Annotated in this window: 27 protein-coding genes and 1 riboswitch; of the genes, 14 read left to right on the plus strand and 13 right to left on the minus strand. The window is 69.7% G+C overall.

The window, feature by feature from the left end:
* Positions 1 to 236 precede the first annotated feature (236 nt).
* The 6 genes from EDC82_RS15050 to EDC82_RS12825 all read left to right on the plus strand — a co-directional run bounded on the left by EDC82_RS15050 (position 237) and on the right by EDC82_RS12825 (position 4,492).
* Entirely contained in the window at positions 237 to 644 is a 408-nt protein-coding gene (locus tag EDC82_RS15050) for a thiamine pyrophosphate-binding protein (protein WP_240742565.1), read from the plus strand.
* Positions 554 to 1,585 (plus strand): hypothetical protein, encoded by a 1,032-nt coding sequence (locus tag EDC82_RS15055; RefSeq protein ID WP_253184183.1) that lies wholly within the window; start codon positions 554 to 556, stop codon positions 1,583 to 1,585. Before EDC82_RS15050 ends, EDC82_RS15055 begins: the two co-directional genes overlap by 91 nt.
* A complete protein-coding gene (locus EDC82_RS15060; protein WP_231729367.1) occupies positions 1,509 to 1,988 on the plus strand; it encodes a thiamine pyrophosphate-dependent enzyme in 480 nt (159 codons plus the stop codon). Before EDC82_RS15055 ends, EDC82_RS15060 begins: the two co-directional genes overlap by 77 nt.
* A gap of 257 nt (positions 1,989 to 2,245) precedes the next feature.
* Positions 2,246 to 2,902: a helix-turn-helix domain-containing protein gene (locus EDC82_RS12815; protein WP_082740477.1), complete on the plus strand. Its 657-nt coding sequence runs from the start codon at positions 2,246 to 2,248 to the stop codon at positions 2,900 to 2,902.
* The gene (locus EDC82_RS12820; protein WP_312294783.1) at positions 2,899 to 3,594 is read left to right on the plus strand and encodes a methyltransferase domain-containing protein; all 696 of its coding nucleotides are present in this window, start codon (positions 2,899 to 2,901) and stop codon (positions 3,592 to 3,594) included. Before EDC82_RS12815 ends, EDC82_RS12820 begins: the two co-directional genes overlap by 4 nt.
* Before the next feature lie 262 nt (positions 3,595 to 3,856).
* A complete protein-coding gene (locus tag EDC82_RS12825; RefSeq protein WP_160126253.1) occupies positions 3,857 to 4,492 on the plus strand; it encodes an alpha/beta fold hydrolase in 636 nt (211 codons plus the stop codon).
* A 151-nt stretch (positions 4,493 to 4,643) separates the two neighbouring features.
* Here the strand turns inward: EDC82_RS12825 and EDC82_RS12830 are convergent, their stop codons facing one another.
* Positions 4,644 to 5,123, minus strand: coding sequence for a DUF664 domain-containing protein (locus tag EDC82_RS12830; RefSeq protein ID WP_006947583.1), 480 nt, complete (start codon positions 5,121 to 5,123; stop codon positions 4,644 to 4,646).
* 106 nt (positions 5,124 to 5,229) lie between these two features.
* Between EDC82_RS12830 and EDC82_RS15310 the strand changes: the two genes are divergently transcribed.
* From EDC82_RS15310 to EDC82_RS12840, 3 genes are all read left to right on the plus strand, one after another.
* Positions 5,230 to 5,361 (plus strand): VOC family protein, encoded by a 132-nt coding sequence (locus EDC82_RS15310; protein ID WP_369815051.1) that lies wholly within the window; start codon positions 5,230 to 5,232, stop codon positions 5,359 to 5,361.
* On the plus strand, positions 5,355 to 5,618 hold the full coding sequence (locus EDC82_RS12835) for a VOC family protein (protein WP_006947573.1): 264 nt from the start codon (positions 5,355 to 5,357) through the stop codon (positions 5,616 to 5,618). The genes EDC82_RS15310 and EDC82_RS12835 overlap by 7 nt, the downstream gene beginning before the upstream one ends.
* Positions 5,619 to 5,818: 200 nt before the next feature.
* A complete protein-coding gene (locus EDC82_RS12840) occupies positions 5,819 to 7,648 on the plus strand; it encodes an HNH endonuclease signature motif containing protein (protein WP_062256197.1) in 1,830 nt (609 codons plus the stop codon).
* Between the two features lie 148 nt (positions 7,649 to 7,796).
* Here EDC82_RS12840 and EDC82_RS12845 read toward each other — a convergent pair whose 3' ends face one another.
* From EDC82_RS12845 to EDC82_RS12860, 4 genes are all read right to left on the minus strand, one after another.
* Positions 7,797 to 8,726 (minus strand): energy-coupling factor ABC transporter ATP-binding protein, encoded by a 930-nt coding sequence (locus tag EDC82_RS12845; protein ID WP_231729368.1) that lies wholly within the window; start codon positions 8,724 to 8,726, stop codon positions 7,797 to 7,799.
* 125 nt (positions 8,727 to 8,851) lie between these two features.
* Positions 8,852 to 9,616, minus strand: coding sequence for a cobalt ECF transporter T component CbiQ (cbiQ, locus tag EDC82_RS12850; RefSeq protein WP_062256198.1), 765 nt, complete (start codon positions 9,614 to 9,616; stop codon positions 8,852 to 8,854).
* Between the two features lie 2 nt (positions 9,617 to 9,618).
* A complete protein-coding gene (locus tag EDC82_RS12855; protein ID WP_062256201.1) occupies positions 9,619 to 10,023 on the minus strand; it encodes an energy-coupling factor ABC transporter substrate-binding protein in 405 nt (134 codons plus the stop codon).
* Positions 10,016 to 10,735, minus strand: coding sequence for an energy-coupling factor ABC transporter permease (locus EDC82_RS12860; protein WP_006947566.1), 720 nt, complete (start codon positions 10,733 to 10,735; stop codon positions 10,016 to 10,018). Before EDC82_RS12860 ends, EDC82_RS12855 begins: the two co-directional genes overlap by 8 nt.
* 47 nt (positions 10,736 to 10,782) lie before the next feature.
* Positions 10,783 to 10,851: riboswitch (cobalamin riboswitch) on the minus strand.
* Positions 10,852 to 11,092: 241 nt separating this feature from the next.
* Here EDC82_RS12860 and EDC82_RS12865 point away from each other — a divergent pair.
* Positions 11,093 to 11,554, plus strand: a complete 462-nt coding sequence (locus EDC82_RS12865; protein WP_062256296.1) for a hypothetical protein — start codon at positions 11,093 to 11,095, stop codon at positions 11,552 to 11,554.
* A 321-nt stretch (positions 11,555 to 11,875) separates the two neighbouring features.
* On the opposite strand, the gene EDC82_RS12870 is transcribed toward EDC82_RS12865, so the two are convergent.
* Positions 11,876 to 12,571 carry an ABC transporter ATP-binding protein gene (locus tag EDC82_RS12870; RefSeq protein ID WP_131941747.1) on the minus strand — a complete coding sequence of 232 codons (696 nt, stop codon included), beginning with the start codon at positions 12,569 to 12,571 and terminating at the stop codon, positions 11,876 to 11,878.
* A gap of 94 nt (positions 12,572 to 12,665) precedes the next feature.
* Complete coding sequence (locus tag EDC82_RS12875) at positions 12,666 to 13,742, minus strand: FtsX-like permease family protein (protein WP_160126254.1); 1,077 nt, start codon at positions 13,740 to 13,742, stop codon at positions 12,666 to 12,668.
* Positions 13,743 to 13,894: 152 nt separating this feature from the next.
* Here EDC82_RS12875 and EDC82_RS12880 point away from each other — a divergent pair, with 152 nt between their 5' ends.
* Positions 13,895 to 15,274: a sensor histidine kinase gene (locus EDC82_RS12880; protein ID WP_131941751.1), complete on the plus strand. Its 1,380-nt coding sequence runs from the start codon at positions 13,895 to 13,897 to the stop codon at positions 15,272 to 15,274.
* A complete protein-coding gene (locus EDC82_RS12885) occupies positions 15,271 to 15,903 on the plus strand; it encodes a response regulator transcription factor (RefSeq protein WP_131941753.1) in 633 nt (210 codons plus the stop codon). Before EDC82_RS12880 ends, EDC82_RS12885 begins: the two co-directional genes overlap by 4 nt.
* Positions 15,904 to 15,924: 21 nt before the next feature.
* On the opposite strand, the gene EDC82_RS12890 is transcribed toward EDC82_RS12885, so the two are convergent.
* The 4 genes from EDC82_RS12890 to EDC82_RS12905 form a co-directional block, all read right to left on the minus strand.
* Positions 15,925 to 16,434 (minus strand): NUDIX domain-containing protein, encoded by a 510-nt coding sequence (locus tag EDC82_RS12890; RefSeq protein WP_006943456.1) that lies wholly within the window; start codon positions 16,432 to 16,434, stop codon positions 15,925 to 15,927.
* Positions 16,431 to 17,570, minus strand: coding sequence for an AI-2E family transporter (locus tag EDC82_RS12895; protein WP_131941755.1), 1,140 nt, complete (start codon positions 17,568 to 17,570; stop codon positions 16,431 to 16,433). The genes EDC82_RS12890 and EDC82_RS12895 overlap by 4 nt, the downstream gene beginning before the upstream one ends.
* 12 nt (positions 17,571 to 17,582) lie before the next feature.
* The gene (locus tag EDC82_RS12900) at positions 17,583 to 18,218 is read right to left on the minus strand and encodes a ScbR family autoregulator-binding transcription factor (protein ID WP_131941757.1); all 636 of its coding nucleotides are present in this window, start codon (positions 18,216 to 18,218) and stop codon (positions 17,583 to 17,585) included.
* Between the two features lie 69 nt (positions 18,219 to 18,287).
* Positions 18,288 to 19,952: an FAD-binding dehydrogenase gene (locus EDC82_RS12905; protein WP_131941759.1), complete on the minus strand. Its 1,665-nt coding sequence runs from the start codon at positions 19,950 to 19,952 to the stop codon at positions 18,288 to 18,290.
* 208 nt (positions 19,953 to 20,160) lie between these two features.
* Here EDC82_RS12905 and EDC82_RS12910 point away from each other — a divergent pair, with 208 nt between their 5' ends.
* Positions 20,161 to 20,691, plus strand: coding sequence for a GtrA family protein (locus EDC82_RS12910; protein ID WP_006943451.1), 531 nt, complete (start codon positions 20,161 to 20,163; stop codon positions 20,689 to 20,691).
* Between the two features lie 80 nt (positions 20,692 to 20,771).
* Here EDC82_RS12910 and EDC82_RS12915 read toward each other — a convergent pair whose 3' ends face one another.
* A complete protein-coding gene (locus tag EDC82_RS12915) occupies positions 20,772 to 21,551 on the minus strand; it encodes a polyprenol monophosphomannose synthase (RefSeq protein WP_131941761.1) in 780 nt (259 codons plus the stop codon).
* Between the two features lie 160 nt (positions 21,552 to 21,711).
* Between EDC82_RS12915 and EDC82_RS12920 the strand changes: the two genes are divergently transcribed.
* A complete protein-coding gene (locus EDC82_RS12920; RefSeq protein ID WP_131941763.1) occupies positions 21,712 to 22,605 on the plus strand; it encodes a hypothetical protein in 894 nt (297 codons plus the stop codon).
* Here the strand turns inward: EDC82_RS12920 and EDC82_RS12925 are convergent.
* Complete coding sequence (locus EDC82_RS12925) at positions 22,556 to 23,041, minus strand: hypothetical protein (protein WP_006943448.1); 486 nt, start codon at positions 23,039 to 23,041, stop codon at positions 22,556 to 22,558. The two genes, EDC82_RS12920 and EDC82_RS12925, sit on opposite strands and share 50 nt — an antisense overlap.

The raw sequence follows: 23,041 nt of genomic DNA on the forward strand, positions 1-23,041 counted from the left end.
AGGGGCATGGTGCTGCTGGACCTGACCTGCCAGGATGACGACGAAACGTCATTGCCTCTCGAAGGATCGATCATGGCGAGCATCAGGAGGCCACCGTCGAGGAGGCGACGACGATGATGACGTCGAGGAGGCGACGACGATGATGACGTCGAGGGCGCGCGCGTGGGCCGAGGCCGACCCGCATTCGTTCCCCACGCCCGTCCAGAAGTGATCACGCCCGCCGAGCGAGGAGAAGCATGAACATCGGATCCGAGATGACGATCGCCGAGATGATCGTCGAAGCGCTCGCCGAGTACGGCGTCAGCGAGTTCTGGGGTGTGGTCGGTGACGCGCTCAACCCCGTGGTCGACGCCATCCGGCGTGAGGACCGCATCGAGTGGGTCGGTGTGCGCCACGAGGAGGCGGGCGCGTTCGCCGCATCCGCGCAGGCGCAGCTGACGGGGCGTCTCGCGGTGTGCATGGGCACCGTCGGGCCCGGCGCGATCCACCTGCTCAACGGCCTGTACGACGCGAAGAAGTCGCACGCGCGCCGGTGCTCGCGGTCTGTGGGCAGGTGCCGACGGAGGAGATCGGCACGAGTTTCTTCCAGGAGGTCGACAACGACGCGTTGTTCAGTGACGTCGCCGTCTTCACCGCGACGGTGACGAGCGCCAACCAGATGCCTCAGCTGCTGGAAGCCGCCGTCGCACACCAGGGCGTCGCGGTGCTCAACCTGCCGGGCGACATCAGCGGGTTGAAGCTGCCGCACGGCACGCGGACGCCGCGGTTCGCGCCGCCGCCGCTGCCGTCGTCACCGGCTGCGGATTCGCTCGACGGGGCCGCCGCCGCGCTGCGGGATGCCGAGAAGGTGACGCTGCTCGTCGGTCGCGGTGCGCGTGAGGCGCGAGAGGAGGTGCTCGCGCTCGCCGAGAAGCTCGCCGCGCCGACGGTGCTGACCCTCAAGGCGAAGGAGGGGCTCGAGCACGAGAACCCGTACGAGGTCGGCCAGAGCGGGCTCATCGGCAACCCGGCGGCCGTCGGCGCGATGGACGAGTGCGACGTGCTGTTCATGATCGGCACCGACTTTCCGTACCGCGAGTGGTATCCGGAGGGCAAGAAGGTCATCCAGCTCGACACGCGCACGCAGCACATCGGACGCCGCACGCCCGTCGACATCGCGCTCGTCGGTGGTGCGCGCGAGAGTCTGCGGGCGCTGCTGCCGATGCTCGAGCCGGCGTCAGGGCGCGAGCACCTCGAGAAGGCGCAGTCGAAGTACGCGGAGTGGATGGACGATCAGCGCAAGCTCGCCGACCCCTCGTTCGACGAGTCGCTGCTCGGCAAGGTGCGCTCGCTCGGCGACAACCCGGAAGAGAAGGTGCGTCCGGAGGCCGTCGCGCTCGCGCTCGACGAGGTGTGCCCGACGAACACGATCTTCACCTCCGACACGGGCATGTCGACGGTGTGGCTGTCGCGGCTGCTGCCGATGCGCGGAGAGCGCCGTCTCATCGGCTCGTACAACCCTGGGCTCGATGGCGAACGCCATGCCGATGGCGCTCGGCGCGCAGGCGCTCGATCGTCGTCGCCCCGTCGTCGCACTGTGCGGTGACGGCGGCCTCATGATGCTCGTCGGCGACCTGCGCACCGCCGTCACGTACGGCCTGCCGGCGACGTTCGTCGTGTTCAACAACAGCAAGCTCGGGATGGTGAAGCTCGAGCAGGAACAGGTCGGGCTGCCCGAGTACGGCACGGCGCTCGACAACCCGAACTTCGCCGACGTCGCCGCCGCGATGGGTTTGCGCTCGCGGCGCGTCGAGGACCCGGCCGAGTTGAAATCGGTTCTGCGCGAGGCCGTTTCGTCACCGGAGCCGTGGCTCGTCGAAGTCGTGACGAACCCCGACGAGGTGTCGGTGCCCGGCAAGGTGAAGCCCGCCCACGCGTTCGGTTTCGCCAAGGCCAAGGTGACGGAGTTCTTCACCGACCGCGGCCCGACGGGTGGCGGGGAGCACTGAGCGTGCACTAATTCTGCGCTGAGCCGACGGCCGGACGAGCATTGTTGCTCGCCCGGCCGTCGTCGTGAACATCACCGCGGCTCGGCACGGATCGGCCAGCCTCCTCCGGCTATGGCTAGAACCTTCGTTGGAGATGCACCCCTCGGATTGGCGCGCGAATACGGCTTGGCCCTGGTGTCTGGCGGCTCACCAAATAGACGACAAACATCGCGCAATAATTCTTGCGCTTCTAGCCGGTCGGTGGCAGGCTTGCGGCTATGAACGCCACGCCAGGGCGCGATGAGGCTACACACATCACGGATCCCAAAGCCGTCGCGGCTATCACGCACCCACTTCGAATGAGGCTGCTCGGCGAGTTGGCGCGCCGTGGCACAGCTCGGGTGAAGGATCTTGCGGACTTGCTCGACGAGCCAGCCAACTCCGTCAGTTTCCACCTGCGCCAGCTGGCCCGATATGAGTTGATCGAGCCCGACCCGGACCACACGGGCGACCGTCGCGAGCGGTGGTGGCGGCCGACCTCCGAGCGCGGGTTTCATATCGACCTGGCGGCGCTGCGGGCGCAGACCGGGGGTGAAGCGGCGGTGGACACGCTTCGACGGGTCGCGGAGGGGCACGTGGTCGCCCTGCATCGGGCAATCCAGGCTCAGGTTGGCGACGGCGCCGAGCTCGATCCCTCCGGTAGCTCATCGCCCTGCTCAATCAGCCAAGACTTCGCAGTTTGGCTTGATGATCAGGAGTTGGTCGAGATGCGCGCCGAGCTCAGCGCCGTTCTGGACAAGTGGAGCGAGCGATCCCGGGACCGTCGCAACCAGGCAGTGGCACATCCCAACCGGCGCGGCTACTACGGCATGCTCTTGGCCGCTCCCGAGGACGAAATGTTCCGCGTGTACGCCCGCCAGGAGGAAAATCGATGATGGATACCGCCGACTACGACGCGTTCGCCCCCGCTTATGTCGAGGAGAACGAGAATGGCCTGTTCAACAAGTGGTACGAACGCCCCGAGGTGCTACGCCTGGCCGGTGATGTTGAGGGGCTTCGAGTGCTGGACGCCGGCTGCGGCCACGGACCCTTGACGAAAGAGCTGCGCGATCGTGGCGCAACCGTAAGTGGCTTCGATGTCAGCCCCGCGATGATCGCCATCGCCCGCGACAGGCTGGGTGAATGCGCCGACATACGGGTGGCCGATCTCGCTGCCCCGCTGCCCTATGGGGACAACGAGTTCGACCTGATCACGTGTTCTCTTGCGCTGCACTACGTCGAAAACTGGAGACCCACGCTCGGCGAACTGCGTCGCGTTCTACGCCCGGGCGGGCGGCTGATCGTCAGCCTGCTTCACCCCTTCCTCTTTGCCGCCCTGCACCGAGACCAGGACTACTTCGCACTCACCCAGTACTCCGAGGACTATGCGTTCGGCCAGACCACTACCGTGCTGACCTACTGGCACCGGCCCTTGCAGGATGTCCTCAATGCGTTCATCGACGCGGGCTTCACCTTTATCAGCCTGACTGAACCCAAGGTGCACCCCGACACCCCCAGCGAACTGCTGCCCCCAGGCGACAAACGGCAATTCCTCAGCTTCCTCTTCCTCACGCTCGCCCTACCCTGAGAACCCCGCGCGCCAGCAACTAACCAGCTTTGAACACCCTCATCACGACGTCACCGCGGAGGCGAAACCGCCTAGAGAATTCTTCGACCACGCGCGACCCACATCGCCACAGCACGGACGAAACCGACGGCCGGACGAGCATTGTGCCTCGTCCGGCCGTCGTCGTGAACATCACCGTGGCTCGGCTCTGAGGACCCGACGGCGTGAAGGTGGCGCTGATGACCCCCCGCAGGGCAGATAGCCTGCAGGAATGCTTCCCCTCGTGGCTCTCCACGGCCTTGCCAGCACCTCAGACGAGTGGGATGAATTCGCGCGGTCGCTCCCGCCTGCCTGGGAATTCATCGCCTTTGATCAGCTGGCTCACGGATCCGCTGCGGAAATGACCGGGGATCTGTCGCGCGAGGCACACGTCGCGCATGTCGTGTCGCAGATCCGTCGTCACGCGGCCACCCCCTGCGTGCTCGTCGGTCAGTCGATGGGCGCCCACACGGCCATGCTCGTCGCGGCGCATCACCCTCAGCTCGTGTCCGCACTCGTTCTCATCGAGGGCGGCGTCGGGGGTGAGGGACCCGAAGCGACGACAGATGTCATCGCATGGGTTCGCACGCTCGTCGACGACCAGGGAGAACCTCGTTTCGATGCGGTGGCCCTGGCGCGCGCCATCCAAGCAGTCCACGCGCAGCAGTTCTGGGAGGACTGGGAGCAGGTTTCGTGTCCGACGCTCATCGTGCGCGCACAGCACAGTTTCATCGCAAACGAAGAGCACGAACGCATGGCTGGCCGGCCAGGAACGCGGGTCGCGCTCGTCGCCGAGAGCGGACACGACATCCACCTCGCTAGGCCCGAGCCCTTGGCGCGGATCGTCATCGACTTCCTGCGCGAAGCCATCGCCGCATGACGGGATGATCCCCGGGGCGGCCGAACCGGGCTGACGTCCCATATCGGCGCGCACCCGGTCACGGTCGGGTGAGTCCGCCGGTCTGCCGGGCTGTGTGGCACATGGATCCGTCAATCCGACTTCATGGGCACGCAGCGTCTCGATCCGCGCCTCAGCCGCGCGCGAGCAGGACGTCGCGGGTGATCTCGAGGTGGCCAAGGTGCTGCGCGAGCTCCTCGACGACGTGCAGGAGCACGGCGCGGCAGTCGGTGACCTGATACGAGCGCGCCGGGGCGTCGACTCGGTCGGCCGGCGGGGCCACCGGGAGCGCGTCGAGGTCGGTGGCGGCGACGTCGTCTATGAAGGCCTGACGTTCGCGTGCGGCGCGTTCGACGAGCGTCGAGACGGGGCCGGTGGCGGTGAACTCAGCGTCGCGGTCGCGCGGAACGGTGCCCCCCAGGTTGACGGTGCTCGACCACCGACGCATCGCCCCGAGGCAGTGCGTCAGCAGCGCGTAGGGGCTGTTCGAGCCGGCGACGGGCAGCGTCGCGTTGGCCGTCGCGTCATCCATGTCGCGCACGATGGTGACGATCGCGTCGAACTTCGCCAGCACGTAGGCGAGGATGACGTCCTTCTCCGAAATCTGCGTCATGCCGCCAGTATGACGGCCCGTGGGCCTGCAGTTCGTGCCGGCGATTCGCCCCTGACGGCGAGGGAGACGCCGTCTACCGTGGCCGCATGAGCGATGCCCCCAGCTGATGCAGACCGTCCTCGACGCGCGTGATCCGCGGCGCCTCGCGGAGTTCTATCGGCAGTTCCTCGGGCTGACGTATCGCGCCGGGACGAGCTACCGAGTGACGGCCCGGATGATGCCGACTGGCTCGTGCTGACGCACGCGGGCGGCCGCCGAGCGCTCGCGTTTCAACGCGACGAGGACCTCGAACCCACGACGTGGCCCGAGGGGCGCGTGCCGATGCAGATGCACCTCGACCTGACGGTGCCGGCCGTGGCCTCGCTCGAACGGCAGCGGGAGCGCGCCGTGTCGCTCGGCGCGACGCAGGTGCTCGACCGCTCCGATGACGACGATGAAGCCCTCTACGTCTTCACCGAACCCGCCGGGCATCCGTTCTGCGTGTTCGTGGCGTGACGGTTGGCTCAACCGAGGCTGCGCACCTCAAGTACCACGTGGTCCTGCTCGGCGCGTGCTGGCGGGGGAAGTAGGCGCGGCGTAGCCCCGTGAAGTAGCACGAGCCGGGCCGGACGTGCGGATCCCGAGGCCTCGCGCCATGACGGCATCTCTTCGCCTCGCAACTCGCCATGTTCGAACATATGTACTAAACTGGAGTCATGGACGAGGTCGCGCGCACCCTGCTTCGGCAGGCACGCAACCTCCCGGTTCTCGATCGGTTCGAGCTCTGGGAGGCGCTGAGTCACGCCCTCTTCGACGAGGCACTCAACGCCGAGGGCGCCTTCGTCGAACGTCCCGTCATGACGCTCGACGAGCGGGCCGCAGCGCTCGAGGAGGCCGCTGTCTCGCTCGAGCGCGCTGCTGCCACCGCGTCGCGGGTGTCACGCTCCGCGGACGCGACGATGCACGCTCTCGCCGCACGCCACCACACCGTCCATCGCGAGCGTGACGACATCGAGTGGGAGTCGATGGACGATCGCGACTACCCCCTGACGCCCGGCGAGTTCGCCGCGGCAGCGCTCGGCCCTGCCCTGGGCGTGTCCAGTTCTCACGCCGAAGCGATGGCCGCTGATGCCGAGCGCATCCGCCACTGCCTGCGTCCCCTCTTCGAGCAGGCCGGCGCCGGGCGTGCGCGCATGAGTTCGGTGGTCAAGATCAGTGATGTGCTGGCGCATCTCGACGACGCGCAGATCGCGGTGGCGTTGCCGCACCTGATCCACGCGAAGGCTGCCACCGCGGGCTCCACGGCGGCGAGCAACCGCACGACGCGAGTCCTCGACGCCCTGGGGTTGACCGAAGACGAGGACGAGATCGACATAAGGGCACAGCTCGGTGTCTGGTTCGCGCCACACCCCGAGCACCCGACCCTGACGGAGCTGCGCGCGGTCCTGCCCGCGCGCGACGCGGCGGATCTCAAGGCCGCCATCCACTCCCACGCACAGGAGCTTCGCGACTCGGCCCCGCACGTACTCGACGTCGCGCTGCGCGAACCGATCAATGCGCTGCGCGTGGACGCTCTCGTCCTGCTGGCGCTGGCCAACGTGCACGTCACACCGGTTCTGCACCTCCAGGTGCCTGTTGTGCGCTCTCGTCCCTCGGTGGCCGGTGGCGCGGAGGCGGTGGAGCGGGTTACTCACACCTCCGGGCCAACGCTCGACGGGAGCGCGAGCCGCGTCAGCGTCCTCGACGCGGATGGCGTCTGGAGCGGCCGTTCCGGGCCTGGGTGGCCGGATGCCGCACGCGCATCGGAGCGAGTGTGGAACCGCCATTCCGGCTCAGGTGGCCCCGACTCCACTCGCGAAGCGAGCGGCGTGTGGACCCGCCGTCCGGGCTCAGGCGGCCCGAATGCCGCTCGCTTATCGGAGGGTTTCGGTGGCGTGGGGCCGCCCAGCGGTGCCGATGGCGTCCCCCTGCGAGGCGGGGTGGGCGAACACAGCTCGACGAACGGCTTCGGTGATGCCCGCGTGCCGGGCGTCGGGACGATCGTGGCCGCTGTCGTCGAGGAGCTGGCCCGCGTGGTGGGCGCGGTGTTCACGACGGAGCTCATGGACGCCGAGCGCTGGACGACGATCGCCACGAGCACGCAGAAGTATCGTCTGTCGACGGCAATCCGCACGTTCGTGGAGCGTCGCGATGTGCACTGCCGGTTCCCCTGGTGTTCGCGCCGCGCGGAGGGGTGCGATGCCGACCACGTCGTCCCCTTCGCCGACGGCGGGGAGACGAGTGCCGCGAATCTGCAGATGTTGTGTCGTCATCATCACCGGGCGAAGACGTTCGGTGGTTGGGCCGTGCAGATGAACGCTGACGGGGTGTGCACCTGGCAATCGCCTTCGGGGCCGATGATGCTGACCCACCCGAACGATGCCGTCCCCCGCGATCCTGACGACCAGAGCTTCACCGTCGATCTCGACCGCGCGGCTTGGCCACTCGCTGCGGGACCTGCGGCTCTCGAAGCCACGCGTCCAGCCGAGAGCGCGCCGGCCGGCTAGTTTCAGCCCGGGCGCACCGCGAGCATCGCCCCACGCCGCTAGCCCGGCCGGTGCGTGTCCCTACCCGAGATGACGACGGTCGTCGTGGCCGCGGGCCCAGCCGTGCGTCACCCAGCCACCCTGGCTCGAACGCTGTACCTCTGGGCTGTCACTCCATCCGCGTGGGTCGCTTGGGCGACTGAGAGCCGCCGCTGATCACAGCGTCGTAGACCTCGTCGACCGCACGCGGTATCCCACCTCCAACGGGACGTCGGCCAGCGCCATTACCTTCGCCGCCGGCGTCGCCGGGCCCCGCGTCGCCGCCGACGACCTCGTTGACGCCCCCGTCGCGCGACGTCTGCGCTCCGGCACACCTCACGCCTGCGCGCGCCAACATCTGCGCCTGCCAGGGAGCGCGCAGCGCCGCGGCATGCAGGGCGGGCTCGTCGCTGAGCACACGATGCGCGGCGTCCTGACGCAGGTGCCCGTCGTGCAGCAGCGCGAGGTCGTCGGCCCACTCCCACGCGAACGCGAGGTCATGCGTCGACAGGGCGATCGTCGTACCGCGTTCCTCGAGCGACGTGAGGCTCGCGAGCAGCGCCTCGACGCCGGCCGGGTCGAGACCGGCCGTCGGCTCGTCGAGCAGCAAGTACGCGGGGCGCATCGCGACGGCACCCGCGATGGCCACGCGTTTCTGCTGCCCGAACGACAGTTGATGAACCGGCCGATCCGCGAGGTCGCTGATCCCGAGGACGTCGAGCGTCTCCTCGACGCGTCGCCGCACCTCGTCGGGCGGCAGCCCGAGGTTGGTCGGGCCGAACGAGACGTCCGCGAAGACGTCCGCCGAGAACAACTGATCCGCCGGATCCTGAAGCACGAGCTGCACGAGCTGTCGATGACGCTCCAGCCCGCGCCGCGAACGCTGCAACGCCACCCCGTCGACGACGACGTCCCCTGACGTCGCCGCAACCGACCCGGCCACGGCGCGCAACAGCGTCGTCTTGCCTGCGCCGTTCGCGCCGACGAACGCGAGCCGCCGCCCCGGCTGCACGTTGAGGTCGACGCCGTCGAGTACGGCGTCCCGACCGCGATACCCCACGCGCAGATCCCTGACACCCAACCCACGGGTACCAGTTGCCTCCCGGCCGCCGGGCTCAGCCACACGTGACTCACTATCTCGAGCGACGCCGTTCGGCCCAGCTTGCCTGTTCTGCAGCCACCTGTTCATCGCGACATCACCGCCCACGTCATGAGGGCGCTGACGACGAGCACGACACCACACAGCGACCGCCACGACGCCTGCCGCGCGGGCGTCGTGACGATGAGGTCGCCCGTGTATCCACGTCCGGCGAGCCCCGCTTCGAGGCGCTGGGCGCGCGTCCAGGCCCGGACGAGCACCCCCGCGAGCAGCGTCCCAGTGCTCGCGAGCGCCGCGCGGCGCGTCGCGTAGCCGAGGCGCGCCGTCTGACTCTCCCGGATCGTGCCGACCGAGTCGAGCAGCGTGAAGATCATCCGATACACGACGCCCGCGATCTCGACGAGAAACGCCGGCACCCCGACGCGCCGCAGCCCGCCGAGGACGTCCGTCATCGGCGTCGTCAGCGCGAGCACGAGGACGGCAGCCGCCCCCGCCGCTGCACGCGACCCCGTCAGAACGGCTCGATCGAGCGACGATCGCCCGATCGAGAACGGCCCCGCCTGCCACAGCGCGTCATCGGGCGCGGGGCCGATCGACACGAGCACGCCCACGAGGCCGATGACGACGAACACCGCCGGCAGCGCCCACACACGCAGCACGAGCCCTGGCGCGACGCGCGCACCCACCGTGACGGCGACGAACGCGACGACGACGACGGCCAGGTCGACGCGTACGTCCCGCGCCACCATCGCCACGGCGAGAAGACCGAGCGCCAGCGCAGCCTTCTCGCTGACGGCGTGCGTGCGCCACGCGCTGCTCCACGCCGCCTCGTCGATCGCGAGATGAGCCACGCTCAGGCGATCCGCGAACCGTCGGGCGCGTTCGTGACGAGACCCGTCGCAGCGTCATCACCCGGGGCAGGACGACGTGACGCAACGCCGCTACCCGCACTCGCGACACCCGACGCCGCGTCGCGGTTCTTGCGACGCTCGCGGAACGTGCCGAGGACGAAGCCGAGGAAGCCCGCACCGAGCGCGGCCTGCATCGCGAACAGCCCCGATTCGACCTCGCCACCGGGCTGCGTCCAGAACGGCTCGAACCACGGCTTGTAGTCGGGGTCGGACTTCTCGATGGTCTCGGTGGCCGCAGCGTCCGTGCCACTGAAGTCGCCACTGCGCGTGCCCATGACGAGCGCCAGGACGAAGATCGCCGCCGCGAGCACGACGAGGAGGACGTTCGTCAGTCGACGGTCACGCACGGCTCGCCTCCTTCGCCTCGACGTCGGCCGAGACCGCGACACCCGCATCGAACCCACGATCGCGTCCGAATCCCAGACCGGCGAGCTCCGGGCCGGCCCAGGAGCGCAGCGCGTTCATGAGCAGCACACCGACGAGGCCCTCGACGATGGCGAGCGGAATCTGCGTCACCGCGAACAGCCCGAGAAACCGCGACCATGCGCCGACGAAACCCGTCGCGCGGTCGGGGAAGGCGAGGGCGAGCTGCGTCGCCGTCGTCACGTACGTCATGAGGTCGGAGACGGCGACGGCGCAGAACACGGCGATCGACAGCGGCGCGCGACGCATCAGCCGATAGACGCCGTACCCGGCCCACGGCCCGACGACTGCCATCGACATGACGTTCGCGCCGAGCGTCGTCAGCCCGCCGTGCGCGAGCAACAGCGCCTGGAACAGCAGCACGATCGTGCCCAGCGCCGCCATGACAGGCGGGCGGAAGATGATGGCGCCCTCGCCGGTGCCCGTCGGATGCGACGAACTCCCGGTGACGGACGGCAACTTGATGGCCGACAGCACGAACGAATACGCCCCGACTCCGCCGAGCAGCAGCTTCGACTCCGGATGCTTCTCGATCGTGCGCTTGATCTCGCGCGCTCCGTGGATGACGAAGGGTGCCGCTACCGCACTCCAGGCGGCAGCGTGAACAGGGGGCAAGAACCCCTCAGCGATATGCATGAGTGCACCTTCCCGGGATGACGCGTCCCGCTCGATGGCGTCACCCCGAGTTCCTGACTCACGGAAATCCCGTTCACAGTGGCGCGACCGTGCCGGATTCTCACCGGCTTCCTCGTCCTGGGTGACGCGCGCTGCCCACCCTAGCGAACCGCCCGCCCGCCGTGGGCGCCCGGGACGCAGTAGCTCCCGCAACGGTGATCACACCTTCGTCGTGTCCGGCCCGCCACCTCTGACGGCCCCTCGCGCCACCGCCCCACGGCCAGGCTTCCCCCCGGTGCTCCCCCACGCCCGCGCTGCGGCACCGCACCACGTCGACATTGCGACGTCAACACCACGCCAGATCGCCCGCGAGCGCTCATGGCCGACGCACAGGATCTCGACATCACCCACCCACACGCGAGCGCGAACGTGGGGGACGTGGAGAACACGACGGTGACACGAGTCCTGACGGTGGCAGGCGGCGTCCTCGCAGCCTGGATCCCGGTGCTCTACCTGCGCCTGGACGCGCAGCGCGTCGACCCTGCGAGCATCGCGGCGTGGTTGGGGCTCGACGTGAGCGAACTCCTCGCCCTCACCGCACTCGTTCTGGCCACCAGTCGACGCGCCGCGGCCACCCGGCTCATCGGGCTCGTCGGCGCGACGCTGTTCGTCCTCGACGCCGTCACGGACATCGCGAGCGCGACCACGACAAGTTCGCTCGCCACCGCCGTCGCCATGGCGCTCGCCGCCGAGATCCCCGTCGCTCTCGGATGCCTACGCCTCGCCCTGATGCATGACGCGCCGGCCACGACGACGCAGCTGGCTCACGTCAACTCCTGACCAACGCCGGCGCGAGAACAGGCGCCAGCTCGAACTCCCGTCCCCAACCGCGATTCGCGTCCCCATCTGCGAATCCCGTCCCCAACGACTCGCCGACCTCACACCTACCGTCGAGACGCCGAAACCACGAGGCGACGCCACCGTGAGACGCCGCAGCCACGAGACGACGCCACCGTGAGACGCCGCAACCACGAGACGACGAACGCCGGCCGGATGCTTGTCGCATCCGGCCGGCGTCATGTTCGCCTACGCCCGATTCCTCGCGTCGTCTCCGTCGAGGCGATCAGGCGCCGAGGCCAGCACTACGACGAGGCGCCGACATCAACCCTGCGTCGGGGCCGCCTCGAGCGTGCGCAGGCGACCGTCGACCATCTCGTGCAGCGAGTCGACGGCGTCGAGGGTGTGCAGGTCGTGCGTCACCATGATGGTCGCGGCCTGGTGTTCGTGCGTCACCTTGCCGAGCAGTTCGACGACGGCGGTGCCGCGCTCGGTGTCGAGCGACGCGGTCGGTTCGTCGACGAGCAGCAGCTTCGGCTCGTTCATCAGCGCGCGGGCGATGCCGACACGCTGACGCTGACCGCCGGAGAGCGCTGCGGGGCGGCGGTCGAAGACCTTCTCCAACCCGACGGCGGCGAGCAGTTCCTCGGCCCGCGATGCGGTGTCCTTGCCGTGACGCCCGGCGATGCGCGCAACGATCTCGAGCTGCTCCACGGACGTCAGCGACGCGATGAGATTGCTCTGCTGGAAGACGAACCCGATCGACGACAGGCGCACCGCTGCGGCGTCCTTGTGCGAGAGCCCCGAGACGACCTTGCCGTCGATCGTCACGATGCCGGAGTCGGGCGTCTGCAGCAGGCCGGCGACGGCGAGCAGCGACGACTTGCCGGAACCCGACGGGCCCGTCACCGCGGCGAACTCGCCCGCGGCGACGTGCAACGACACGTCGTTGACGGCCGTGATGCGCCCCGAGGCGCCGTCGGGGAAGGTCAGCGTCGCGTTCTTGACGTCGAGGCTCATCGGGCTGCTCCTGGCGCGGTGGTGGGGACGAGGGTGGCGTCGAGGCTCATCGCGCGGCCTTCGACACGAGGTACGGGTGCATGACGACGAAGGCTCATCGCGCGGCCCCCAGTGCGGTGTTGGGGTCGACGGTCACGATGCGGCGCACGCTGACGAGCGCGCCGAGCAGACCGAGGACGAACAGCAGCGCCAGCGGGACGAGCGTGGTGGTGAGGCTGAGGACGAACGGCACCGTGCCCTGCGCGAAGTAGCCGAGGACGGTCGCGACGATCGTGCCGAGGCCGCCACCGATGAGCAGCAGGATGGCGGCCTGACCCATGGCGTCACGCACGAGGTAGCCGGTGTGCGCGCCCATCGCCTTGAGGACGGCGAGGTCGGGCGTGCGCTGGATCGTCCAGACGGTGAAGAACGCGCCGACGACCAGGGCGGAGACGAGCATGAGCATGACGCGCATGAGCGTCAGCGAGCCGTTCTCGGCCTGGTAGGCGCTGATCGTGCTGAGCGACGTCTTCGGGTCCTGCACGTCGAGGCCGGTCGCCGAGGTGAGCGCGTCCTTCGAGAACCCGCTGCCCGTCTTGACGAGCGCGACGGTGCCCGAGCCCTGGCCGAGCAGGCCGGCGGCCTTCGCGTCGTTCTCCGTCATCCACACGACGGGCTGGTGCTGGTACGACGCGTCGTCGCTCAGCTTCTCGACGCGAACGCTCTTGTTGTTGAACGAGATCGACTCGCCCGCCTTGAGCGCGGCGTCCTTCGTGATCGTCTTGCCGACGACGACGGAGCCGTTCTTCACCCCCTTCGGCGCGGCGAACGAACCGTCCGGCACGGCGAAGACGGCGACCGCCGACGGCACACCGGAGACACTCGCGCGGCCCTGCGTGATCGTCAGCGGCGAGGCGTCGGTGACGCCCTTGACCGATTTGATCTTGTCGATGTCCTTCGCCTCGACGTGGGAGCTGTCATACCCGACCTTCTGCCCCTTCGCGGGGGCCGAGAAGCCGATCTGGTCGACACCGTGCGAGGGCAACGTGTCGATGGCCGACACGCTCTCCTTCGCGAGGCCGGCCGCGAGGCCGGTCAGCATGACGACGAGCAGCGTGATCAGGGCGATGACGCCGCCGATGAGGGCGAAACGCCCCTTGGCGTACGCAAGGTCTCGAGTTGCGAGGAACATCAACCTCTTCTTTCGGCACAGGTTCTCCAGGTTTTCTCCATTCCAGTGCGGTTCACCCCCTGCGCGCATCACCCAGGCAGTGGGAGAACGCATCAACCGTTCGGTTGACGTCCGTGCGCGTTCGACGCACCCACGCGGCAAAATGGACGGTGATGAGTACCACCGACTCCGAACGCACCATCCGCACCATGCAGGCCGCGATGCACGTCCTGTTCGTCGTGCTGCTCGTCGTCGGGGTGATCCGGGCGCTCGCCGGAGACGCCTCGCCGTTCGCCGTCATCGCCGCGACGGTCGTGTTCACCGGCGTCTACCTGAGCGGCCTCGTCGTCGAACGCCGCGCGCGCCGCGCCCAGTCGCTGCGCGCCGCCCAGGATTCGCACACCGGCCAGGTGTGGATCATCGCGCTGACGCTCGCGTGGTGCCTGACGCTCGCCATCGCGCCTGACTTCGCGTGGGTGGCGTTCGCGCTGTACTTCCTCGTCCTGCACGTCGCGATCCGGCCCATCGCTGCCGCCCTCGTGCCCCTCGTCCTCGTCGCGAGCGCCGCCGCCCTCGTCTCGCGCCCCGACGGACGCAACGTCGGCACCGTCATCGGCCCGATCATGGGGATGATCGTCGCGCTCGGCATCTCGTGGGTGTACGCCCAGCTGCGCGCGGAGAACACGCGCCGCCGCGAACTCGTCACCCAGCTCGTCGCCGCGCAGGACGACGTGCTCGCGACGCAGGAGACGCTCGCCCTCGCCCAGCACCGCGCCGGCGTCCTCGCCGAGCGCGAGCGCCTCGCGCACGACATCCACGACACCCTCGCGCAGGGCTTCTCCAGCATCGTGCTGCTGTCGCGCGCGGGCCTCGCCCGTAACCAGCACGCCCGCACCCAGCACGCGAGCGCCCAGGCCACCCACGACAGCGCCGCGCATGCCGGCGACGAGATGGCGCGCCTGCTCGAGCAGATCGAGTCGACGGCCGCGCAGGGCCTCGCCGACTCGCGCGAGGTCGTCCATGCCCTGACGCCGAGCAACCTCGTCGACGCGCCGTTGTCCGGCGCGCTCGAGCGCCTCACCGCGCGCCTGACGGAGCACACCGGCATCCGCGCCGACACGACCTGCGACGGCGAACCGCGCCCACTGCCGGCCCCAGTCGATGTCGCGCTGCTGCGCATCGCGCAGAGCGCCCTCGCCAACGTGCGGACCCACAGCAAAGCGCAGCGCGTCGGCGTGACGCTCAGCTACCGACCCGACGAGGTCGGCCTCGAAGTCATCGACGACGGCGTGGGTTTCACCGACGCCGACGTCGAATGCGCGCCCCTGGGCGGCAGCGGATTCGGCCTGCGCGCCATGCGGGAACGCCTCGACGCACTCGGCGGCCACCTCGAGATCGAATCCCAGCCCGGCGAGGGCGCCGCCCTCATCGCGACCACCCCCACCAGCGGCCCCTACAAGGCGGTGAGGCAGGAGAACACCGAGCCCGCCCCTGCCCTGACGGCCGGAGTCGAACCGCACGTGACACCCTCGACGGAAAGCAGCCTCCGATGACGAGCGTCATCCTCACCGACGACCATCCCGTCGTGCGCGCGGGCCTACGAGCGCTGCTCGACGCGTCGGGCATCGACGTCCTCGACGAGGCCGGCAGCGGCGAGGAGGCCCTGCGCGTGCTCGACCGCCTCGCCGAGCAGGGGGTGCGCCCCGACGTGGTCCTCATGGATCTGCAGATGGGGCCCCGCCTCGACGGCGTCGCGGCGACGCACGCCATCCGCGCCCGCGACGACGCGCCCCGCGTCCTCATCCTCACGACCTACGACACGGACGCCGACATCGTGCGCGGCGTCGAGGCCGGCGCGTCCGGCTACCTGCTCAAGGACGCACCGCCCGCCGACCTCGTCGAGGCCGTGCACCGCGCCTCACGCGGCGAGACGGTGCTCGCGCCCGCCGTCGCGGCGCGCCTCGTCAACCGGTTGTCCTCGCCCGCACCGACACTGACGGCCCGCGAACTCGACGTGCTCGACGCCGTCGCCGGCGGCGCGACGAACAAGGAGATCGCGAAGCACCTCTTCGTCTCCGAGGCGACCGTCAAGACGCACCTCGTGCACATCAACGAAAAACTGGGCGCCACCTCGCGCACCGAAGCGGTGGCACTCGCACGACGCGCCGGGCTGCTGCGCTGAGAAGCGCGGAGGGCGGAACCCTCAGTCGCCGCGCCCGACGACACGCCCCACGCTCGATGGCTGCCGCGCGAGGCGCACGGCGCGCTGGATGCGGCGCGTCGACTTGTCGGGGTGCGGTAGTTCGTCGAGCGCGAACCATCCGGATTCGAGGGCTTCGCTCGCCACCTCGACCTCGGGGCGCTCGTCGCACACGACGCGGAAGATGACGTCGACGTGCCGGATCTCCGGGTCGAAATCAGTGGCCATGACGCTACCCGGCTCGATGTCGAGGCCCGTCTCCTCACGCACCTCGCGCACGACGGCGTCCTGCGGTTGCTCGCCGGCGTCGATGAGGCCGCCCGGCAGCGACCATCCGCTGCGGTGCGCCTGACGCAGCGCGAGCACGCGCCCGTCGTGCTCGATGATGGCGACGGCGCCGGCGCTGAACGTCGGCTGCATGGCGTGCACGATGCGGTGGCTGAGCCCGGCGGGCAGCATCCGGTAGACGCGCAGCGCGGCCATCCGCAGCGCTCCGGGACGCTCGGCGTTCACATGGCCTCCTTGGCGCGGCGTTCGAGCTGACGTTCGTCGACGGCGTCGAGATCCTCGTCGCCGTGTTCCTCGAGATGGTAGCTGCGCATCACCTTGACCATGTTGTTGACGACGGCGATGAGCGGCACGGCCGTGAACGCGCCGAACGCCCCGCCGAGCAGCGTGCCGGCGCTCACGCCGATCAGGATGACGACGGGGTGCAGGTCGACGAACCGTCCGAGGATGAGGGGGTTGACGAGGTTGCCGAGCAGCTGCACGAGCACCGTGAGGATCGCGACGAGCACGAGCGCGGTGACGAGCCCGTTGCCGACGAACGCGATGGCGAACATGAGCGCCGCGGCGAGCAGCACCCCGACGAGCGGGATGAGCGAGCCGAGGAAGATGACGACGGTCAGCGGGACGGCGAGGGGCACGTCCGCGAACCAGAGCACGGGCAGCATCGCCGCCGCGTTGAGCAGGGCGAGCAGCACGAGCGAGCGCATGTAGACGACGAGGGTGCGCCACGCCGCCGCGCCCGCGAGGTCGACGTGGTTGTGCGCGCCACGCGGCAGCAGCCGCACGATCCAACGCCAGATGGAGCCGTCGTCGGCGAGCAGGAACAACGCGCAGAACAGCGTGAGCAGCAGCGCCGACAGCCCGCCCGTGACGATGCCGACGTGCGCCGCCGCCCAGCCGACGATGTCGGCCGTGTGGTTGCTCAGCGTCGTTCCGAGGTCGGTCGTGTAGCGGCTCGCGGAGGTTTCGTCGATCTTCAGCGGCCCGTCGACGAGCCAGTGCCGCGCGCCCTGCTCGGCCAGCGTCAGCTGTCGGGCGAACTCGCCGCTGGAGTCGTCGATCTGCGCCACGACGAACGCGATCAGCCCCGCAGCCGAACCGACACCGACGAAGAACGCGATGACCGCGGATGTCGTGCGCCCCACGCCGCGCCGCACCAGCCACGACACGATCGGAGCGAGGAGCGCCGCGAACATCACCCCGGTGACGAAGGAGACGGTGACGACGCCGAGACGCGTGACGCCCCAGAAGAACGCGAGCACCCCGACGGCGATGGCGAGCAAACACACCGACCACCACGCGGCCACCCGCACGCCATACGGCACGGCCTCACGCGCCGACGCCACCTTCTGCTGTTCCATGGCCCAAGAGTGTCACGCGGTGGGGCGGGCGCGACGCAGCGTCACACCGGCGAGCGCTTCGGGCCTCACGAGGGTCGCCCCGGCGTGCGTCCAGAACTGTTCGATCTCGGCGTGCAGGCGCGACGACGGATCGCTCGCGCGTGCTGACAGGTGCAGCCCGAGGACGGTCGCACTGAGCATGCGCGCCACGACGCCCGTGTCGACCCCGGCATTGAGGCACCCCGCAGCGGCAACCTCGTCGAGCATGTCGCGGGTCGTCTCCTGCCACACCCCGAACGACGCCGGATGCCCCGCGCCATAGGTCTCGCGCTCGATCGCGAGCCGAGCCGTCGCCTGGAAGATCGGGTCGTCGGCGAGCCCGTCACAGGTGAGGTAGCCGTAGTCGACGAGGCGTTGCACCGGCGAGCCCGCCAGGGCGGCGACGGCGTCGCGCAGCCACGTCGTGTGCGCGGCGAGGACGGCGTCGGCGACCTCTTCCTTCGTGTCGAAGTGGAAGTACAGCGCGCGCTTCGTCACGCCCGAGCGCGTCATGATGTCGGCGATGGTCGCGCCGGCGAAACCGTGCTCGGCGAACGCCTCGGCGGCGCCCGTCAGGATGCGAGAGCGCGTCTCGTGCGCACGCGCCTGGGTGATTTTCCGCTGCGCCACCGAGCCACCCCCTCATGGTCGTCTCGTATTTCGGCCTGCGGATTCAATCACGAATTGCTATGTCGTCCGTCATGCCACTCGGGAGGCGGCCACCCCGGCCGCTCGCCCGGAGAACAGGCATCCTCCGAGGAACGTGCCCTCGAGCGCGTTGAAGCCGTGGACGCCTCCCCCACCGAAGCCGGCGGCCTCACCGGCGGCGAACAGCCCCGGCACGACGCGGCCGCGAGCGTCGAGCACGCGCGAGTCGAGGTCGGTCTGGATGCCGCCGAGACTCTTGCGCGTCAGCACGTGCAGCTTGATGCCGACGAGCGGGCCCTGCCTCTCGTCGAGCACGCGGTGCGGCGCCGACACGCGCGCCAGCCGGTCGCCGAGGTAGCGGCGCGCGTTGTGGATCGCCATGACCTGCACGTCCTTGCCGTACGCGTTGTCGACCTGCGCGTCACGCTCCTCGATCTGCCGACGCACGTGTGCCGCATCGAGCAGCGGCTCGTCCGTCAACTCGTTCATCTTCGCGACGAGCTCTTCGAGCGTCTCGGCGACGACGAAGTCCTCGCCGTGCTCGACGAAGTCGGCGACCGCTCGCGGCGCACCCTTCGCCAGCCGCGCCCGCACGACCTCGCGGCGGCTCCCGGACGTCAGGTCGAGGTTCTGCTCCGAGCCGGAGAGGGCGAACTCCTTCTCCAGCATCGGTTGGGTGACGATGAACCACGAGTGGTCGTACGCGCGGATCGCCGGGTCGCTGCGCAGGTGACGCAGCGTGCCGCGCGTGTCGAAACCGGGCAGGATGCGGATGGCGTGCTGCGGCCACACCGGGTTCCAGTTTCGGATGCCTTCGGTGTAGTGCCACATCCGATCACGGTTGACGAGGCGCGCGCCCGCGTCCGCGGCGATCTCGAGCATGCGCCCGTCGACGTAGGCGGGCACCCCCGTCAGCATCGAACGCGGCGCCTCGCCGAGATCCGCCGGCCACCAGCGCCGCACGAGGTCGTGGTTGCCACCGATGCCGCCGCTCGCGACGATGACCGACGGCGCCGTGAACTCGAACCCGCCGACGACGTCGCGGTTCGACGCGACACCGCGCTCCGCGTCGTCGGGAGCGAGGACGCTGCCGCGCACGCCGGTGACGGCGCGAGCACCACCGTCGGCAGGGGTCTCGACGATGAGTTCGTCGACGCGATGACGGTGCGCGAACGTCAGCAGGCCCCGGGCCTCGGCATCGAGCGCCTTCTCGACGAAGGGGCCGCTCACGCCCGTGCCGGTGCCCCACGCGATGTGGAAGCGGGGCACCGAGTTGCCGTGACCCCCGGCGCGACCGTCGCCTCGCTCGGCCCACCCGACCATTGGCGTGAGCTCGATTCCGTTCTCGCGCAACCACTCCCGCTTGCCGCCGGCCGCCCACTCGACGTAGGCGCGCGCCCAGCGCTTTCCCCAGACGTCCTCACCGAGGGGCTCACCGGACGCGTTCGCCTCACCCTCGAGGCGGTCCCACTGGGCGCTGCCGCACCAGTCCTGCCACGCGAGCTCGAGGCTGTCGCGCACCCGCAGGCGGCGCTGCTCGGGCGAGTCGACGAGGAACAACCCACCGAACGACCAGTGCGCCTGAGCGCCCAGATTGGCGCGATTCTCCTGCTCGACGACGACGACGCGGCGCCCCCGCGACGTCAGTTCGGCCGCCGCCACGAGACCTGCCAGCCCCGCGCCCACGACGATCGCGTCGAAACTCTTCCCGTCCATGCCCACCTCCGAAGTCTCGTCGCACGCACGGTCTCGGGACGACGCGTCACGTCGCGGCCTGTATCGAACGCCAGTGTTCAATGTGATGCCGATCACTGTACTCACGGGTTTTCGGGCGCATCGACGAACGACGAAAGGCGCTGCGCGGCCGTCCGATGTGCTGACGTTCTCAGCCCGTCAGAAGGCGCAATGGGTAGCATCGGACGTTATGACCTCACGGACCGCAGCGGCGCGCCCCGACGAGACGCCCGCGGCCGGAGCGTCATCGCTCGGGGCCGACTCGTCCGGGCACCAGGCGACTACGGCGTCGTCCCCGCTCGCCGCGTTCTGGCGCGAGCTCAGCACGTTCGGCATCATCGGCGTGCTCAACATCTTCATCGACATGGGCCTGTACAACTGGCTGCGCGCCGGCCCGCTCGACGGCAAGGTGACGACCGCGAAGATCATCTCGGGCGCCGTGGCCACCGTGTTCGCATGGGTCGGCAACCGGTACTGGACGTTCCGTCACCGCGAGAACCGTCCGCTGCACCACGAGGTCGTGTTGTTCTTCGCCGTCAACGGCGTCGCACTCGCCGCCACCTCGGCCTGGGTCGCGTTCGCGCACTACGTGCTGGGGGCCCGCGGCGCGTTGTGGGAGAACGTGCACGCCCTCATCGGCATCGGAATCGGCACCATCCTGCGCTTCGTCGCCTACCGGACGATCGTGTTCGGCGCCGCCGCAGAGGATCCGAAAGCCTGACGCGCAGGAGCGGGATCAGGGGGCTGAGCGCCGTGCGCCCACCCGGGACACGAGGTGCCCGACCACATCACCCTCGAACGCTAGGACCGTCGCGCCCGCACCCGCGACAGGAGGTGCCCGGCCTGTTCGCGCCGCAGTTCGAGACCCCAGCCGGCGACGGCGAGCAGCGCCTCGCTGATGATGTTGCCCGACATCTTCGACGTGCCGAGTTCGCGCTCGCTGAATCGGATCGGGTGCTCGACGATGCGCGCCCCGGCCCGGATCGAGCGCCACGTCAGGTCGATCTGGAAGCCGTAACCGGCTGACGTCACGCTCGCGAGGTCGATCTGGCGCAGCAGCGTCGCGCGGTAGACGCGAAACCCGGCCGTCGCGTCATGGACTCGGGTGCCGAGCATCGCCTGGACGTAGACGTTGGCGCCGCGGCTGAGGATCTCGCGGTTCTTCGGCCAGTTGACGACGGAGCCGCCCTTGATCCAGCGGGAGCCGATGACGAGGTCGGCGCCGGCCGCGAGCGCGAGCATCGCAGGCAGTTCCTCGGCCGGGTGCGAACCGTCCGCGTCGATCTCGACGAGCGCGTCGTAGCCGCGCTCCAGACCCCACGCGAAACCGGCGAGGTAGGCCTTGCCGAGGCCCTCCTTGCCGCGACGGTGCATGACGTGCACGTGGGCGTCGGCCGCCGCCATCTCATCGGCGAGCTGCCCTGTCCCGTCGGGCGAGTTGTCGTCGAGGACGAGGATGTCGGCGTCGGGGACGGCACTCCGGATGCGCTCGACGATGACCGGCAGGTTATCCCGCTCGTCGTACGTCGGCACGAGAACGAGCACTCGCTCGATCGGTGCGCGTTCCGCTGCGTCGACCACCAAAGACCTCCCCACGAGCGCCAGGCGGGCGCCAGGCTGTGCATACCCTATCGGTGGCGACGGACAATGGAGCAATGAACCCAGCACGAATCGCCGTCGCCGGGCACCCGCAGGCCCTCGTGCGACGCACACCCCCCGGCCGGGCCGCATGAGCGCCGACATGAACGTGGGCACCGTCGCCGAGGCCGTCGCGACGCTCTACGGCGGCGACCCGGCCGACTTCGTCGCGGTGCGCAAGGAACTCGCCGCAGCCGCACGTACCGCCGGTGAGCGCGATGCTGCCCGTGAGATCGCCGCGCTCCGCAAGCCCACCGCCGCGGCCGCGGCCGTCAACCACCTCGACGACGGCGCCATCAGCGACGTCCTCGCCCTCGGCGAACAGATGCGTGCCGCGCAGACCTCGCTCGACGCGGCCACGCTCAAGGAGTTGTCGGCCCGACGGCAGGAACTGCTGCAGCAGATCGTCACGCGGCACGACCTGAACGGCTCGCTCGCCGAGGCCGTGCACGCCACGCTGCTTGCGGCGATCGCGGACCGGCAGGCAGCCGACGCCGTGGCGACCCGCGCACTCGTGCGGCCACTGAGCTACAGCGGGTGGGGCGACGTCGACCTCACCGACGCCGTCGCGCACCGCGACGCGCCTGCGCGCCCCGCGCTGCGACTCGTCGCCGGCGGTACGCCTGCCCAAGACCGAATCCACGGTGCTGCGGCCGCGACATCAGCCCCATCCGCTTCCTCCTCCGCGGATGGAGCCTCCCCGCAGGTCGCCGACACCCAGGGCCGGCGGGATGAGGACGAGCAGGAGAAAGCCGAACGTGGGGCCGCCGAGCGCGAGAGCGCCCAGAGGCGGCGGGCCGAGCAGGAGCAGCGCGAGAAGGCAGCGCTGGCCGAGATGGATGCCCGCATCGCGCGGTTGCGAGTCCGCGTCGAGGCGGCGCAGAAGGCCTACGACGCAGCGAGAGCGGCCCGCGACTCGGCGCGGGCCGCTCTCGAAGAGGCGTTGCTCAGGCGCTCTTCGATGCCTGGGGGAACATCGTCGAGCAGTAGCTCGTGAGGTCCTCGACGGCGCTGTTGTACGACGTCGTGTCGACCGTCTTCGCCGGCTTCTCCGCCTTCTTCAACGCATCGACCTGAGCCGCAGCTGCGTCGGCCTTCTTCTTGAACGACGAATCACCGGACTGCTTCCCGTCCGAGCGCAGCGAATCCGCGAGCGAACCCATCGTCTTCGTCGCCTTCTGCAGGTCGGCGTCCTTATGAGAGTCGACGGCGTCGTTCCACGCCGCGTTCGCCGAGACGACCTGGCTGTTCGACGAGATGCAGGCCTTGCGCAGCGCAAGTGTCGCGCCGGGCTTGCCTGAGGCCGAACTCGACTGGCTGACCTGCACGCTCGGGTCGTCGCCGCTGTTGCCGCAGGCACCGAGCGTGAGCGTCAGACCGGCGCAGGCACCGAGCACCGACAGCGTGCGGGCGGGTCGAAGAGTGAAGGTCAC

The sequence above is a fragment of the Dermacoccus sp. SAI-028 genome (assembly GCF_004346775.1).
In the GTDB taxonomy this organism is placed as follows: domain Bacteria; phylum Actinomycetota; class Actinomycetes; order Actinomycetales; family Dermatophilaceae; genus Dermacoccus; species Dermacoccus nishinomiyaensis.